Source organism: Dactylosporangium sp. NPDC049742 (assembly GCF_040674675.1).
Classification (GTDB): Bacteria; Actinomycetota; Actinomycetes; order Mycobacteriales; family Micromonosporaceae; genus Dactylosporangium; species Dactylosporangium maewongense.
Window position 1 is genome coordinate 31,509 of sequence record NZ_JBFANF010000008.1, and the last position, 13,575, is coordinate 45,083.

The 13,575-nt window shown below is 72.5% G+C and carries 15 protein-coding genes; 10 read left to right on the plus strand and 5 right to left on the minus strand.

Annotated elements, in window-relative coordinates; translation table 11 throughout:
* Positions 1-110 precede the first annotated feature (110 nt).
* The 5 genes from AB0J72_RS12915 (at position 111) to AB0J72_RS12935 (ending at position 4,480) form a co-directional block, all read left to right on the plus strand.
* Entirely contained in the window at positions 111-2,201 is a 2,091-nt protein-coding gene (locus AB0J72_RS12915) for an MMPL family transporter (RefSeq protein ID WP_363398135.1), read from the plus strand.
* Positions 2,202-2,372: 171 nt separating this feature from the next.
* Positions 2,373-2,900 (plus strand): hypothetical protein, encoded by a 528-nt coding sequence (locus AB0J72_RS12920; protein WP_363398137.1) that lies wholly within the window; start codon positions 2,373-2,375, stop codon positions 2,898-2,900.
* Between the two features lie 137 nt (positions 2,901-3,037).
* Complete coding sequence (locus AB0J72_RS12925) at positions 3,038-3,358, plus strand: hypothetical protein (protein WP_363398139.1); 321 nt, start codon at positions 3,038-3,040, stop codon at positions 3,356-3,358.
* A 216-nt stretch (positions 3,359-3,574) separates the two neighbouring features.
* Positions 3,575-3,736, plus strand: coding sequence for a hypothetical protein (locus AB0J72_RS12930; RefSeq protein ID WP_363398141.1), 162 nt, complete (start codon positions 3,575-3,577; stop codon positions 3,734-3,736).
* A 3-nt stretch (positions 3,737-3,739) separates the two neighbouring features.
* Entirely contained in the window at positions 3,740-4,480 is a 741-nt protein-coding gene (locus AB0J72_RS12935; RefSeq protein ID WP_363398143.1) for a DNA alkylation repair protein, read from the plus strand.
* 66 nt (positions 4,481-4,546) lie between these two features.
* Here AB0J72_RS12935 and AB0J72_RS12940 read toward each other — a convergent pair whose 3' ends face one another.
* On the minus strand, positions 4,547-5,134 hold the full coding sequence (locus AB0J72_RS12940; RefSeq protein WP_363398145.1) for a dihydrofolate reductase family protein: 588 nt from the start codon (positions 5,132-5,134) through the stop codon (positions 4,547-4,549).
* Positions 5,131-5,955, minus strand: coding sequence for a metalloregulator ArsR/SmtB family transcription factor (locus tag AB0J72_RS12945; protein ID WP_363398147.1), 825 nt, complete (start codon positions 5,953-5,955; stop codon positions 5,131-5,133). The genes AB0J72_RS12940 and AB0J72_RS12945 overlap by 4 nt, the downstream gene beginning before the upstream one ends.
* A gap of 108 nt (positions 5,956-6,063) precedes the next feature.
* On the opposite strand from AB0J72_RS12945, the gene AB0J72_RS12950 reads away from it, so the two are divergent.
* A complete protein-coding gene (locus tag AB0J72_RS12950; RefSeq protein WP_354891773.1) occupies positions 6,064-6,366 on the plus strand; it encodes a DUF1905 domain-containing protein in 303 nt (100 codons plus the stop codon).
* Between the two features lie 755 nt (positions 6,367-7,121).
* Here AB0J72_RS12950 and AB0J72_RS12955 read toward each other — a convergent pair.
* Positions 7,122-7,685 (minus strand): dihydrofolate reductase family protein, encoded by a 564-nt coding sequence (locus AB0J72_RS12955; RefSeq protein ID WP_363398149.1) that lies wholly within the window; start codon positions 7,683-7,685, stop codon positions 7,122-7,124.
* A 150-nt stretch (positions 7,686-7,835) separates the two neighbouring features.
* Between AB0J72_RS12955 and AB0J72_RS12960 the strand changes: the two genes are divergently transcribed.
* Positions 7,836-8,324 carry an AAA family ATPase gene (locus tag AB0J72_RS12960; protein WP_363398151.1) on the plus strand — a complete coding sequence of 163 codons (489 nt, stop codon included), beginning with the start codon at positions 7,836-7,838 and terminating at the stop codon, positions 8,322-8,324.
* Here the strand turns inward: AB0J72_RS12960 and AB0J72_RS12965 are convergent.
* Both AB0J72_RS12965 and AB0J72_RS12970 read right to left on the minus strand, forming a co-directional pair.
* Entirely contained in the window at positions 8,311-9,129 is an 819-nt protein-coding gene (locus tag AB0J72_RS12965; RefSeq protein WP_363398153.1) for a polysaccharide deacetylase family protein, read from the minus strand. The two genes, AB0J72_RS12960 and AB0J72_RS12965, sit on opposite strands and share 14 nt — an antisense overlap.
* A 95-nt stretch (positions 9,130-9,224) precedes the next feature.
* A complete protein-coding gene (locus AB0J72_RS12970; RefSeq protein WP_363398155.1) occupies positions 9,225-10,517 on the minus strand; it encodes an MFS transporter in 1,293 nt (430 codons plus the stop codon).
* Positions 10,518-10,616: 99 nt separating this feature from the next.
* On the opposite strand from AB0J72_RS12970, the gene AB0J72_RS12975 reads away from it, so the two are divergent.
* From AB0J72_RS12975 to AB0J72_RS12985, 3 genes are read left to right on the plus strand one after another with little or no spacing between them, the layout of a single operon-like run.
* Positions 10,617-11,186, plus strand: a complete 570-nt coding sequence (locus tag AB0J72_RS12975; protein ID WP_363398157.1) for a TetR/AcrR family transcriptional regulator — start codon at positions 10,617-10,619, stop codon at positions 11,184-11,186.
* Between the two features lie 33 nt (positions 11,187-11,219).
* Positions 11,220-12,650, plus strand: coding sequence for an NAD(P)-binding domain-containing protein (locus tag AB0J72_RS12980; protein ID WP_363398159.1), 1,431 nt, complete (start codon positions 11,220-11,222; stop codon positions 12,648-12,650).
* Entirely contained in the window at positions 12,647-13,459 is an 813-nt protein-coding gene (locus tag AB0J72_RS12985; protein WP_363398161.1) for an SDR family NAD(P)-dependent oxidoreductase, read from the plus strand. Before AB0J72_RS12980 ends, AB0J72_RS12985 begins: the two co-directional genes overlap by 4 nt.
* The last annotated feature ends 116 nt before the right edge of the window (positions 13,460-13,575 follow it).

The window sequence follows — 13,575 nt, forward strand, 5'->3', positions numbered from 1 at the left end:
CAGAACGATACGCGGGAGAGCGCTCTCTGGAGAACCCCCAGGCTCGGGGCATTACGGAGCGTGTCCTGGGTCACAATGCGTAGCACGGCTACCTATGCAAGCATCGACGCATGGGGAAGTCTGTCGCCGGCGCCGTCTCGGGCCGCCGGATCAAGTACGTCTTCGTGATTTTCTGGCTGGCCGTCGCGGCCTTCGCCGGCCCGCTCGCGGGCAAGCTGACCGATGTCGAGCGCAACGACGCCAAGTCCTGGCTGCCCGGCGGAGCCGAGTCCGTGCAGGTCATCGACGTGCAGTCGAGCTTCGCCTCGCCGGACACGGTCCCGGCGATCGTGGTGTACGAGCGTGACTCCGGCCTGACCGACGGTGACCGGGCCAAGATGGCCGCCGATGCGGCGGCGTTCGGCCGCATCCCTTCGCTCGACGGCACCGTCACCGGACCGATCCCGACCAAGGACGGGCAGGCGGCCCAGATCGTCGTGCCGCTCAACCTCGGGGCCGACGGCTGGTCGAAGGCCGGCACGCTCGTGGACCAGCTGCGCGACACCGCCAAGCAGGGCGCCGACGGGCTGACCGTGCACGTCACCGGCCCCGCCGGCAACGCCGCCGACTCCAGCGCCGCGTTCGAGGGCATCGACAGCAGCCTACTGCTCGGCACGATCGCCGTCGTCGTGGTCATCCTGCTCATCACGTACCGCAGCCCGCTGCTGTGGCTCCTGCCGGTGATCTCCTCCGGCGTGGCGCTCATCGCCGCCCAGGCCGTCATCTACCTGCTCGCCAAGCACGCCGACCTGGTCGTGAACGCGCAGAGTGCCGGCATCCTCACCGTCCTGGTCTTCGGCGCCGGCACCGACTACGCGTTGCTGCTGATCGCGCGGTACCGCGAAGAGCTGCGCCGCCACGAGGACCGCCACGAGGCGATGGCGGAGGCGCTGCACCGCTCCGGGCCGGCGATCATCGCCAGCGCCGCCACGGTCGTGCTCGGCATGCTGTGCCTGTTCTTCGCCGAGACCAACTCGACCAGCGGCCTCGGCCCGGTCGCCGCGATCGGCATCGCGGTCGGCCTCGCCGTCATGCTGACCCTGCTGCCCGTGCTCCTCACGATCTGCGGCCGGTGGATCTTCTGGCCGCTGCGCCCGAAGGCCGGCTCCGTCGAACCGACCGCGACCGGCCTGTGGGCCCGCGTCGGCGACCGCATCGCCCGCCGCCCGCGCGGTGTCTGGATCGTGACCGCGCTGGTACTGGCCGTCGCCACGATCGGCGTCGTCCAGCTGGACGCCACCGGGCTCACCAACAAGGAGTCGTTCCGCGGCACGCAGGACTCGATCGTCGGCGAGGAGGTCCTGGCCCGGCACAGCGCCGGCGCCGCGGGCAGCCCCGTCGTCGTCATCGGTGCCGCCGCCGCAGCGCCGTCGCTGCGGGCCGCGTTCGCCGGTGTGGCCGGCGTCGAGTCCGTCAGCGAGCCGCTCACCCGCGGTTCCTACGCCTACCTCACCGGCACCCTCGTCGACCAGGCCGACAGCCAGGCGGCCTACGACACCGTGGACCGGGTCCGTGCCGCGGTGCACGCCGTCCCCGGCGCCGAGGCGAAGGTCGGCGGCACCACCGCCGTCAACCTCGACGTGCAGCGCGCCGCCACGCACGACCGCAACCTGATCATCCCGATCGTCCTCGCGGTGGTGCTGCTCATCCTGATCCTGCTGCTGCGCTCGGTGCTCGCCCCGGTCATCCTCATGGCGACCGTCGTGCTGTCGTTCGGCGCCGCCCTCGGCGTCAGCGCGCTGGTCTTCAAGCACGTCTTCGGCTTCGGCGGCGCGGACTCGTCGCTTCCGCTGTTCGTCTTCGTGTTCCTGGTCGCGCTCGGGATCGACTACAACATCTTCCTGATGACCCGCGTCCGCGAGGAGGCCGTCAAGCACGGCACCCGCCGCGCGGCACTGATCGGGCTCTCGGCCACCGGGGGCGTCATCACCTCGGCCGGCCTGGTCCTCGCCGGCACGTTCGCCGTCCTGGCCACGCTGCCGCTGACCGCCTTCGCCGAGATCGGCTTCGCGGTGGCGTTCGGGGTGCTCCTCGACACGATCGTCGTGCGGTCCGTGCTCGTCACCGCACTGAACCTCGACGTCGGCGAACGCATGTGGTGGCCCAGCGCCCTCGGCCGGACCACCAGACCCTCACTCGAGAAAGAGCGAGTGGCCGTCTAGAGGATGGGTCGCCCGTCCCGGTACGGACCGCTGACAGGCTCTTCCTCAGTCATCCAGAGGTCGTCGTCGTAATCGCGTTCGTCGTGCGACAGCATCCGTGCTCCCTCCTTTTGTGCAGGGATCGATGTACCCCTGACGGGTGAGCCCCAAACCCGTCAGGGGTAGATCCGTATGATCCGCCGCCGTGAGGTCCGTCACCACCGTCTTCCTGCCGCCCCCTTCGCGCCCGCACTGTCGGCGGCGCTCGCCCCGTACGACCTGAACAACTACGCCCACGAACCGTTCGACCCGGCCGCCGGCTGGGACTCGTGGACGCTCCCGTCGAGCGACGCCCTGCCGCTGCGCCGCTGGCGGCGGCGCGACCCGGCGGTCGTCCGCCTCGCACCCGTGGGTGTCGTCGCCGCCGCCCCCAAGCGCCTCGTCGACTTCGACGAGCTGCGCGCCGCCGCGGGCCGAGAGGCATTCGGCGCCTGGGACGCGTGGGCGAAGGTCGTCCGCATCCACCCGACGGCGCTGCCCCGCACCCACTTCACCGAACAGTCCGAGTTCCTGCTCCAACCGGCGATCCAGGAGGTCGCCCAGGCCGCCGTGACGCAGCGTCACCGGCACTTCACCTTCTCGGTCCTGCTGGCCGACCCGGTCACGCACTTCGGCGAGGCCCGCGCCGCCTTCATCGCCCGCGTCTCCTGCCACGCGTAGTCCCCACCCGCAGATTCTTGTGAGGGTCACGCTGTCACAGTCGGCCTGCCCGCTGTCTCTCATCTTGGTAGAGCGGCCCGCCAGGTGGCCGCGCCGACGAACGCAGGAGCGGATACGTGTCTACTGAGCAGCCTCGGGTGCTGGAGCTGGTCGTGTTCAAGCTGAGGGACGGGGTGACGCGCGAGGATCTCCTGGCGACGGCCGACGGTGTCACGCACTGGGCGCGGCGCCAGCCCTGCTTCGTCTCGCGGGATCTGTCCTACTCGCCTGAGCAGGACAAGTGGATCGACGTGGTGTACTGGGCGAGCCTGGAGCACGCGCACACCGCCGCCGTGGCGGCGCAGACCTCGACGGATTGCGCACCGATGTTCGGCCTGATCGACATGGACTCCGTCGAGATGTTGCATGGCGAGTCGGCCATCGCGCCGGCCGTGGCCATCGCGCCGGCTGTGGCCTGATCGCCGACCACGCCTGGCCGCGGGGCGGCGGCGATCACCGCCCCGCGGCCCACTTGACGGAAGGACAGCAGCTGATGAGTGGCGACGTCGTGCCGGCGACCGGCCCCGATCTGGACGAACTCACCACTCTGGCGCTCGCGGCACGAGACGGCGACCGCCAGTCCCTGGAGGAACTGTGCCGCGCCATCCAGCAGCCGATGTACCGGCTCGCGCGGCGTGGCCCTACCGATCGCCACCAGCACCCTCGAGGCGGCCGCCCGGGAACTCGACACCGCGGTCGCGGTCGCCGAGGTCTACCGTTCCGACCCCGCCTTTGCCGCGCCACCGACGGTCTGGGCCGGGCTGGCCCAGACCCTGCCCACCCTGCTGGAGGCCTGATCGATGTCGACCTCGGATCAGGCGACCGCCCAGCTGGAAGAACTCCTCTCGGCCGCCGCGTCGGACGGCACCAGGCAGCACTGGGACCGCTACCTCAAGGGGACGGCTCAGTTTCGCGGCACGCCGATGGGCGCCGTCCGCGCCGCGGTGAACCAGGTATGGCACGGGCACGGTCTGCGCGACGAGCCGCTGTCGCGGTCGCTCACGCTGGCACAACGCTGGTTCACCCACGCCATGACCGAAGACAAGCTGGCCGCTGTCCTGCTGATCGCTGAACACCTCACCAGCCGTCTGGAACTCCGCCACGCCGATGCGCTGGCCTGGCCGCTGGAACATGGACACATCAGCGACTGGAACGTCTGCGACTGGTACGCGACCAAGGCGCTGCACGCCTTCCTCACCGCGGACAAGCAATCACAGCGCTCGCGTGCCGAGGCGGTGGCGTCCTGGGCGAACGCACCGGGCCTGTGGCAGCGACGGGCGGCGGTGGTCGCGTTCGTGAAGCTTGCCGCCACGTCACCGGCGCCCTTCGACGGCTTCACCGACCTGGTCATCGAAGCGTGCGCGGCGAACCTCGTCAGCAGCGACCGGTTCGCGCACACCGGACCCGGATGGGTGCTGCGAGAGCTGTCCCGCCATGAGCCCGATCGGGTGGAGACCTTCGTCCGGGAGCACCCGGAACTGTCGCCCGAAGCGGTCCGGATGGCAACGGCACGGCCCGCAGCCACAGTGGCACCGCGATGACCGCATGAGGCCAGGACCGTACCGCCGACGCTGACCACGCTGACCTCGTTTGTGGGTGGGCGCCGGTCAGCGGGCCCGGTCGTAGACGAGGGCGAGGGTGCCGTGTTCGCCCGCCGCCTGGCTGGTCAGGGACCACTGGCCGGCGGGCAGGCCGTCGTCGAACAGGCGCGGGCCGCCGCCGAGGAAGACCGGGAAGATGGTGAGCGCCAGGCGGTCGACCAGGTCGGCGGCGAGGAGGGCCTTGATGACGCTGGCGCTGGACAGCACGAGGATGTCGCCGCCGTCGGTGGCCTTCAGGTCCGCGGCCACCTCGGCGGTGGGCTTGTCGACGACCGTGGTGCGCTCCCATGGTGCCTCGCGCAGCGTCGAGGACAGCACGACCTTGTCGGCGTCGACGAGCCACTTCGCGAAGCCCTCGTCGCGCGGGTCGGCGCCCTCCATGTCGATGACCGTGGGCCAGAAGCCGAGGAAGCCTTCAGCGTTGACCCGGCCGAGGAGCGCCGTCGTCGCCGGCTCCCACAGCTTCGTCAGGTGGTCGCGGGCGACGTCGGTGATCGCATACGGCATGACCCAGCGCATGTCGACGGGGTTGTCGGGCGCGGCGTAGCGGCCGTCGAGGGACAGGCTCATGTTGGTGACGATCCGGCGGGTCATTCGGTGCTCCTTGTGTCGATGGCGGTGGTGAGTTTGTCGAGGCTCTGGCCATAGCCGAGCTCGATGCCGGCGATGAAGTCGGCGGAGTCGACGGTGCTGCCGGTGATGCGGTAGTGCACGTCGAGGTCGGTGCCGGTCTCGGACGGTCGTAAGTCCATGTCGACGTGCGAGGTGAACGCGACCCCGCCGTCGGGCAGCAACGGCGACAGCCGGTAGGAGAGGCGCTCGCCGGGACGCACGTCCTCCACGACACCCTCCGCGCGGCCCACGACCGTGTCGGTGCCGTCGGCGTCCTCGGCGTCGCGGTACTCCAGGACGAGCCGCCCGCCCGGCCGCGTCTCGATGACGAGGCCGGAGACCCGCAGGCCGTCGGGTGCCAGCCAGTCGCTGAGCAGCTCCGGGTCGGTCAGGTGGCTCCAGACGAGGTCGGGGCCGCCGCGCAGGGCCCGGGCGAACCGGAACTCGCGCCCGTCCGCCCACCCGGACGCGCCGGCGGCGGACCGCTCGGCGAGCACGCTGCGCACGTGACGCTCGAACAGTGAGTCGACGCCGCTGACGAGGTCCGCGGCATCGGCGAGGCCGTCCAGCACCACCGCCAGGTCGCGCAGCGGGGTGCTCAGCAACGCGTACATGCGGCGCTGCCCGGACCGCAGCGAGGTCACGACGCCCGCTCGCTCGAGTGTCTGCAGGTGCTTCGTGGTCTGCGGCTGCCGCGCCCCGGTGAGCTGGGCGAGGACCCCGACGGACCGGGGGCGCTCGGCCAGCAGGCTGATCAGCCGCCAGCGCGCCGGGTCCGCGAGCGCGGCAAGGAGTGCTTCCATGCCGCAAAGTATGCTCCACGGAGAATATTCTTGTCAAGGAATAACTCGGTCGATCCTCGGGCGAGCGGTGGGGAGTTTTTTGTCGTACCCCTGTGCGAGGGTGAGGGCGTGAAGGTGGAGTTCGAGGCGCAGCTGTGGGCATGGGACGCCCGGCGCATGGACACGTGGGTGTTCGTGACGCTGCCGGTCGACGAGTCGGAGGACATCCGTGACCTGACCGGCTCGGTGAAGCGGGGCTTCGGGTCGCTGCGGGTGCGGGTGAGCATCGGCGGCACGACCTGGAAGACGTCGATCTTCCCGGGCAGCGGCGGCGGCCCCTACGTTCTGCCGGTCAAGGGCCCGGTCCGCAAGGCCGAGTCCCTCGACGTCGGCGACACGGCCGCGGTGACCGTGGAGCTCCTCGATGTCTGACCTGACTAATCCGGGCGTGGCTGCCCCTCGCTCGACGCCGTGCCGCCGTCCTCGTGCGGAGTGCGACCGAGGCTCTGCGCTCCGGGGGCCTGGTCGCCGTCGACGCGGACCCCGGGGTCCCGCCGCGGCGGCGGCGCGTTCGGCGGGGTGAGCGCGGAGCCCTCGGCCGGCTGCGAGGTGATCGGGCGCGCGCAGCGACGACGATGACGCCGCCGGACTCCAGGTTTCTCGGACGAGCTGCGCCGCCGCTTTGTGGACCCGGCCAGGCCGTTGTCGTCGCAGCGCCGGCACCGGTGCGGTCCGGTGCGGTCTGTGCGGTGCGTGCGGTCCGGTCCGGCCCGGTGCGGTGCGGTCTGTGCGGTCCGGTGCGGTCCGGCCCGGTGCGGTCCGGCCCGGTGCGGTCCGGCCCGGCGCGGTCCGGCCCGGCGCGGTCCGTGCGGTGTGGTGCGTGCGGTGCGGCCCGGTCCGGTGCGGTCCGGCTTGGTCCGGCTCGGAGCCGTCTGGGCTGGCGCCATCTGACCCCGCGCTGTCCGGTCCGGTGCCGCTCGGTCCGGCGACGGCCGACGAGGCGGTGGCGGTCGACGAAGCGGCGGTGGTCGACGAGACGGCGGCGATGGGCCGCGGCCTGCAGGCGTTCCGATGGCCGCCGGAGGACTGCTCGCCCCGCCGGCGTTGCGGCCCCGCTACCTCCAGGGGTGCGGTAGCCGCTCGCCGCGGGACTTCCCCATGGTCGACGGCACGGGTTTGGGCGTGGTTCAGGCGGACGGCTCGTAGTGCGTCACGGCGATGGCGCCGTCCACGAGGGTGGAGGTGACGGTGCGCAGGTTGAGGCGCTGCTTCGGCTCGGCGAACAGGCGGCGGCCGCCGCCGAGGACGACCGGGTGCACCGCCACGTGGTACTCGTCGATGAGGCCGTGGTCCGTCAGGGCGGCGGCGAGCGACGCGCCGCCGGTCAGCAGGAGGTCGGCGCCGGGCTCCGCCTTGAGCGCGAGCACCTCGTCGCGCAGTCTGTCGCTGATGACGCGGCTGGTCCACGCGTCGCCTTCGAACGTCCGGGAGAAGACGATCTTCGGGGTCGCGCGCCAGAACGGGGCGAAGGCGGTGACGTGCGGGTCGTCCGTCATCGACTCCGCGTCGGGCCAGAAGCCGACCATCATCTCCCACACGGGCCGCCCGAAGAGCAGCGTGTCGACCCGCTGGTCGAGGCTTTCGGAGTACGCCGACAGCCCCGGACCCATGGTCGGCCAGTCGAACTCCCCGTTCGGCCCGTCGATGAAGCCGTCGACCGACGTGTGCACCCAGTAGATGATCTTCCGCATGGCTCGCTCCTCCTTGTGTACTGACGCTGTCACCTGGAGGTCGGGGCGCGCAGGCCAAGCTCGACATCACCATCATGTGACGCGCGACACAGGGTGCATCGAGCGAGCGGTCCGGCGTCAGCTCTGCGACGATGCGGTGTGCTGATCGTCGTGTCTGGACTGCCGGGGACCGGGAAGAGTGCCGTGGCCACGGGGGTTGCCGCCAGGCTGGGCGCGGTGCAGCTGTCCATCGACGAGGCCGAGGACGCGATGCTCGGCGCCGGACTGCCCGCGGGGTGGGAGACGGGCGTCGCGGCGTACGAGGTGACCAGGGCGTTCGCCGAGCAGAACCTGACGCTGGGCCGGATCGTCGTGGTCGACGCCGTCAACGACAGCGAACCCGCCCGGCAGACGTGGCGCGGTGCGGCGGCGCGGGCCGGGTCGGGGCTGCGGTTCGTGGTGCTCACGTGCTCGGACCGGCGGGAGCACCGCCGGCGTCTGGAAGGCCGGCGGCGGGGGATGCGGCACCTGCCGGAGCCGACTTGGGCGCACGTCGAGGCGCTCGCGTACGCGCCGTGGACGGATCCGCACCTCGCGGTCGACACCGTCGCGCCGCTGGACACGGTGGTCGAGGCGGTGCTCGGGTTCAGTCGAGGATGACGAACTGGTAGCCGCGGGCCTGCAGCGCGGGGATGACGGTCTCCAGCGCGGCGCAGGTCTGGGCGCGGTCGCCGCCGCCGTCGTGGCAGAGCAGGATCTGGCCCGGGCGGGCGGCGAGAAGGTGGTCGGTGATGGAACGGGTGCCGGGCTGGGTCCAGTCGCGGGGGTCGTTGGTCCAGTTGATGGGCAGCATCCGGGCCTGCGCCGCGGCGGCGAGGACGGCGGGGGAGACGGCACCGCCGGGGGATCGGAAGATGGTCGGCAGCTTGCCGGTGGTCGAGTAGATCTTGTCCTGCGCCCGGTCGATTTCCTGTTGTACGCGGCCCGGGTCGAACTGGGCGAGCTTCGCCGGGTGGCTCCACGTGTGGTTGGCGACGTGGTGGCCCGCGGCGACGAGGTCCTTGGCGACGTTCTCGTGGCCGAGGACCTGGTTGCCGATGAGGCAGAAGAGGGCCGGCACGTGGTAGCGGTCCAGCAGCCGGAGCACCTTCGGCGTCCACCTGGGGTGCGGGCCGTCGTCGATGGTCAGGGCCACCGCGTTCGCCGGGAAGGGCGGGCCGGGCACCAGCTTGCGGTACTCCTCCAGCGTGAACACCGGCCGGTCCAGCGGCGGCATCGGCGGCGATGAGGGCGACGGTGCCGGGGGCGAGGGTCGCGTGGAGGCGGCGGCAGCCCCGGGGACGGACTGGGGGCCGTGGTGCGGAGCCGGAGTGAGCGGCGGACCCGCCGAGCCGCCCGCGACGAGGGCCGTGCCGGTCGCGGCGAGCCCGGCGCCGAGCAGGCGTCTGCGGGACGGTCCGGTCACAGCGGTCACCTCCGGTGCATGATCACGTCACACCGACGCACTGTTCTTGACGCGATCGGCCCGCAAAGGGTTGCACACCAGGGACGCGTGGGGTGTCAGCGGTCCGCGTCGAGGCGGTAGTGGCGCTGGAGCAGGACGGCCACGGTCATGAGGGCGGCCGGGACGAGGGCGAAACCGTAGCGGACCGCGGCGAGGGCCGCCGGCGTCTGGGTGACGTGCTCGCCGGCGGCGCTGGCCGCGAAGCCGCCGAGGGCGAGGCAGGCCGCGTACACATAAGGCCCCAGCGCGCCGCCGGTCGCCTCCGCCGCGGTCCAGACACCGGTGTAGCCGCCCGCGCGGGTGGTGCCGTCGGGGCCGGAGGCGGCGATGACGTCGGGGAGCATCGAGAAGGGCAGCAGCTGCATGGCGGCGAACGCGACGCCCAGGACCGCGACCGCCGCGACGATCAGGGGCAGGCCCGCGGCGCCGCCGAGGGCGAGCACGAGGGAGCCGGCGACGAACGCGGCCTGGGCGACGAGCAGGCCGCGCTGCTTGCCGATCCGGCGGGCGACGGCCACCCAGACCGGCGTGGCGAGGATCGCCGGGGCGACGAACGCGGCGACGAGGACGGTGGTGAGCTTGGGGCGGCCCAGCTCGTACTCCGCGAAGTAGGGCACGGCGGCGAGGACCAGGTGCGTCGTGGTCGACATCGCCAGGTAGGACGCGACCAGGGTGCGGAACTGCCGGTCCCGCAGCGAGGCCAGCAGTCCGTGCCGTGTGCCCGCGGCAGGCTGTACCGGAGCCGCTGCCGAAAGTCGTCGGACGCCGAGGATGCCGACCAGCATCGCGGCGAACATGGCGACACCGAGCAGCAGGCCCATCCAGGCGTACCCGAGCTGGGCGGCGAGCAAGGGGGCGGCCACGCCGCTGAGCAGGATGCCGACGGTGAGGACCACCATGCGGAAGCCCATCAGGCGGGTGCGCTCGTGGTAGTCGATGCTCAGATCCGCGGGAGTGGCAAGGTAGGGGACCTGGTACGCGGCGAAGAGGAGGTTGCCGGCGATGAACGCGACCGCGACCCACAGCCCCGCCGGAGCGCCGCGCAGGCCGGGGACCGCGAAGAGCGCGGCGAACGCGACGGCGAGCGCGCTGCCGGCCAGCATGAGCCGGCGCCGGTGGCCGCGGCGGGCCAGGTCGGCGTCGGAGAGCCGGCCGACCCACGGGTGCAGGACGACGTCGAGGATCTTGGGTGCGAGCAGGACGAACCCCGCGAGCAGCGGCGCGACGGCGAGGACTTCGGTGAGGAAGTACAGCAGGAGCAGGCCGGGCACGGTGACCCACACGCCCATGCCGACGGAGCCGGTCGCGAACGGGATGAGACCGCGCAGCGGCAGCCGGACGTTCGACATGAACCACGCTCCCGTAATCCAACGTGCGATGGATAATAGGGGACGATGGACGATCTGAACAGCACGCGCCGGCGCCCCGGACGGCCCCGCGCGGCAGACATGGCAGGCACCCGTGAGGTGATCGTGCGGGCGGCGACCAAGCTGTTCGCGCGCCACGGGTTCGACGCGGTGAGCGTCCGGTCGGTGGCGGAGGCGGCGGGCGTCGACGTCGCCACGGTCCACCACCACGCCGGTAGCAAGGCCGCGCTCTACCAGGCGTGCTTCGCGGCGGTCTTCGAGGCCGAGCGCAGCGCCCTGGAGCCGGTCATCAAGGGCGCCTACGACATGCAGGGGCTGCACCGCGTCCTCGACGCGTTCGTCGACTTCCTGCAGGAGCGGCCCGAGACCACCGGCCTGTGGCTGCGCCGGTGGCTGGACCCAGACCGGCACGCGGGCGTCGACGAGCGGTATTCGGCGCCGCTGTATGAGCAGGTGCAGGCGGTCCTGGCCGCCGCGCACCGGGCCGGGGTGCTGCACGAGCCGCAGCCGCACCTCGCGGTGCGCAGCCTCATCTGGGCCGTGCACGCCCACACGGTGACGGCGCTGCACGACGAGGTCACCGAGGACTCCCGGTTCGCGCTGCGGGCGTTCGTGCACCGCTGGCTGGACCGCATGTACGGGCAGCCTTGACGCCTCCGGTGACCGGCGCGCAGAATCCAACGCGTGTTGGAATACAGGGTGGTGGTCATCGGCGCCGGGCCGGCCGGGCTCGCCACGCTCAAGGCCCTCGCTGACGCGCGGGTGCCGGCGATCTGCTTCGACGCCGGTGACCGGCCCGGCGGGCTGTGGGTGCTCGGCGGCCCGCACTCGTCGGCGTACCGGACGCTGCACCTCAACACCAGCCGCACCCGCACCGAGTTCGCCGACTTCCCGATGCCGGCCGGCTGGCCCGACTACCCCGGTCACGCGAGCGTCGCGGCGTATCTCGCCGACTACGCCCGCACGTTCGGCCTCGACGAACAGGTCCGCCACCGGCACGTCGTGACCCGCGTACACCAGACACCGCACGGGACCTGGGAGGTCACGGCGGAAGGTCCACAAGGGACGGTCGAGGTGACGGCCGGCGCCGTCGTCGTCGCCAACGGGCACAACACCGTGCCCCGGCTGCCCGACCCGCCGCACCCGGGCGACCTCACCGCGACCCAGCTGCACAGCCACGACTACCGCGGCCCCGAGCAGTTGCAGGGCCGCCGGGTGCTCGTCGTCGGCGGCGGCAACTCCGCGATGGACATCGCCGTCGATGCCTCGCACGCCGCCACGCGCACCCTGTTGTCGGTGCGCCGCGGCGTCTGGATCGTGCCGAAGTACCTGTTCGGCCGCCCGTCCGACACGCTCAACGGCGCGCTCGCGAAGCGCCTCCCGTGGCGGGCGCGGCAGCGCATCAGCCAGACGATGCTGCGGCTCGCCGTCGGGCCGCCGCAGCGGTACGGCCTGCCCGCCCCCGCCCACGGCTTCCTGCAGGACCACCCCACACTGTCCGACGCCCTCCTGCCGCGCATCACCCACGGCGAGATCGAGGTGCGCCCGGCGATCGACCGTTTCGACGGCGATGACGTGATGTTTTCCAACGGCAGCAGGGATTCCGTCGATGTCGTCGTCTGGTGTACCGGCTACCGCGTCGACCTTCCGTTCCTCGACCCGGCGCTGCTCGGCGAGGGCGCGGACCGGCTGCCGCTCTACCGGCACGTGTTCCACCTCGACGCGCCGGGTCTCATGTTCGTCGGGCTGATGCAGTCGACGGGCGCCGCGCTGCCGGTCGTGGAGGCCCAGGCCAGGCTGGTCGCGGGGCACCTCGCGGGCACCTACGCGCTGCCACCGCTCGCCGCGCAGCGCCAGGACTGCGCCGACGAGCTGCGCGCGGCACGGGACAGGTGGGGCGAGCGCCGTCCGGCGATGCGGATCGACTTCGACGCCTACCTCGACCTCGCCGCCCGCGAACTGGTCGCCGGCCGTAAACGCGCGGCGACCACCCAGAATCCAGCGCCCAGTGGTCCGATCCGGGCAGACGGCGGCGAGACGCAGCCAGAAGGTGGCGAGATGCGAGCAGACGGTGGCGCGCGGCAGGCGCCCGGCGGCGATCGGGCCGGCACGTGAGCGCGCTGCGCGGACGGCGGGTCGTCGTCACGGGCGCCAACGGCACGTTCGGAAAGCTGCTCGGCGAACGGTTCACGGCAGCGGGCGCGTCCGTCGTCGGCATCGACCTCGTCGCCGCCGACGGGCCGGTGCCCGTCCTCGCCTGCGACCTCACCTCCGCCACCGCGGTCCCCGGCGCCGTCGCCGCGGCCGTCGACCGGCTCGGCGGCCTCGACCTGCTCGTCAACAACGCCGGCGTCGGCGGTCCCGCACCCGCCGAGCTGCCGCCGGACGAGGTCGTCGCGCGGCAGCTGGACGTCAACCTCCTCGCCGCGTGGCGCACGACCGCCGCCGCCATGCCGGCCCTCGAGGCGGCCCGCGGCAGGGTGGTGTTCGTCGCCAGCAGGATGGCCGTGCTGCCGCTGCCCCTCGCGGCCGCGTACGGCGTCAGCAAGCGGGCCCTCGTCGCGTACGCCGACGCGCTGCGCCTCGAGGTCGGCACCCACGTCGGGGTCAGCGTGGTCTACCCGAGCATGGTCGCCTCCCCGATCCACGACACGACCGCCGCCGCAGGCCTGTCGCTGCAGGGCGTGTCCAGGCTGGAGCCGGCCGATGGGGTCGTCACCGCGATCGTGCGCGCCGCGACCGCCCGCAAGGCGCCCCGCGCGGTCGCCACCACCCGCCGCGGCCGCTTCGAGATGGCCGTCGCCCGCCACTTCCCGTCCGTGGCGGACGCCATGGTCCGTCGTACCGTCGCCGCCAGACTCGCCGCGGGCGCCTTCGCCGACGCCCCTCTCGCCGCAGGCATGGTCCGCCGCTTTCTGTCATGATCGCGACTGAGGGCGGCGTGGCCGGACGGCACTGACGACGATCGCGCGCATGAGCTCGTTCACAACGCCTCGCGCACCTATAACCCCGCTCAGCCCCACCCGCGTCCGCGCGGCGC

What these genes read in the sequence shown, in the direction of transcription:
- AB0J72_RS12915 (WP_363398135.1), top strand. Translation starts at nt 111, where the DNA reads ATGGGGAAGTCTGTCGCCGGCGCCGTCTCGGGCCGCCGGATCAAGTAC.
- AB0J72_RS12920 (WP_363398137.1), top strand. Translation starts at nt 2,373, where the DNA reads ATGATCCGCCGCCGTGAGGTCCGTCACCACCGTCTTCCTGCCGCCCCC.
- AB0J72_RS12935 (WP_363398143.1), top strand. Translation starts at nt 3,740, where the DNA reads ATGTCGACCTCGGATCAGGCGACCGCCCAGCTGGAAGAACTCCTCTCG.
- AB0J72_RS12940 (WP_363398145.1), bottom strand. Translation starts at nt 5,134, where the DNA reads ATGACCCGCCGGATCGTCACCAACATGAGCCTGTCCCTCGACGGCCGC.
- AB0J72_RS12945 (WP_363398147.1), bottom strand. Translation starts at nt 5,955, where the DNA reads ATGGAAGCACTCCTTGCCGCGCTCGCGGACCCGGCGCGCTGGCGGCTG.
- AB0J72_RS12955 (WP_363398149.1), bottom strand. Translation starts at nt 7,685, where the DNA reads ATGCGGAAGATCATCTACTGGGTGCACACGTCGGTCGACGGCTTCATC.
- AB0J72_RS12970 (WP_363398155.1), bottom strand. Translation starts at nt 10,517, where the DNA reads ATGTCGAACGTCCGGCTGCCGCTGCGCGGTCTCATCCCGTTCGCGACC.
- AB0J72_RS12975 (WP_363398157.1), top strand. Translation starts at nt 10,617, where the DNA reads ATGGCAGGCACCCGTGAGGTGATCGTGCGGGCGGCGACCAAGCTGTTC.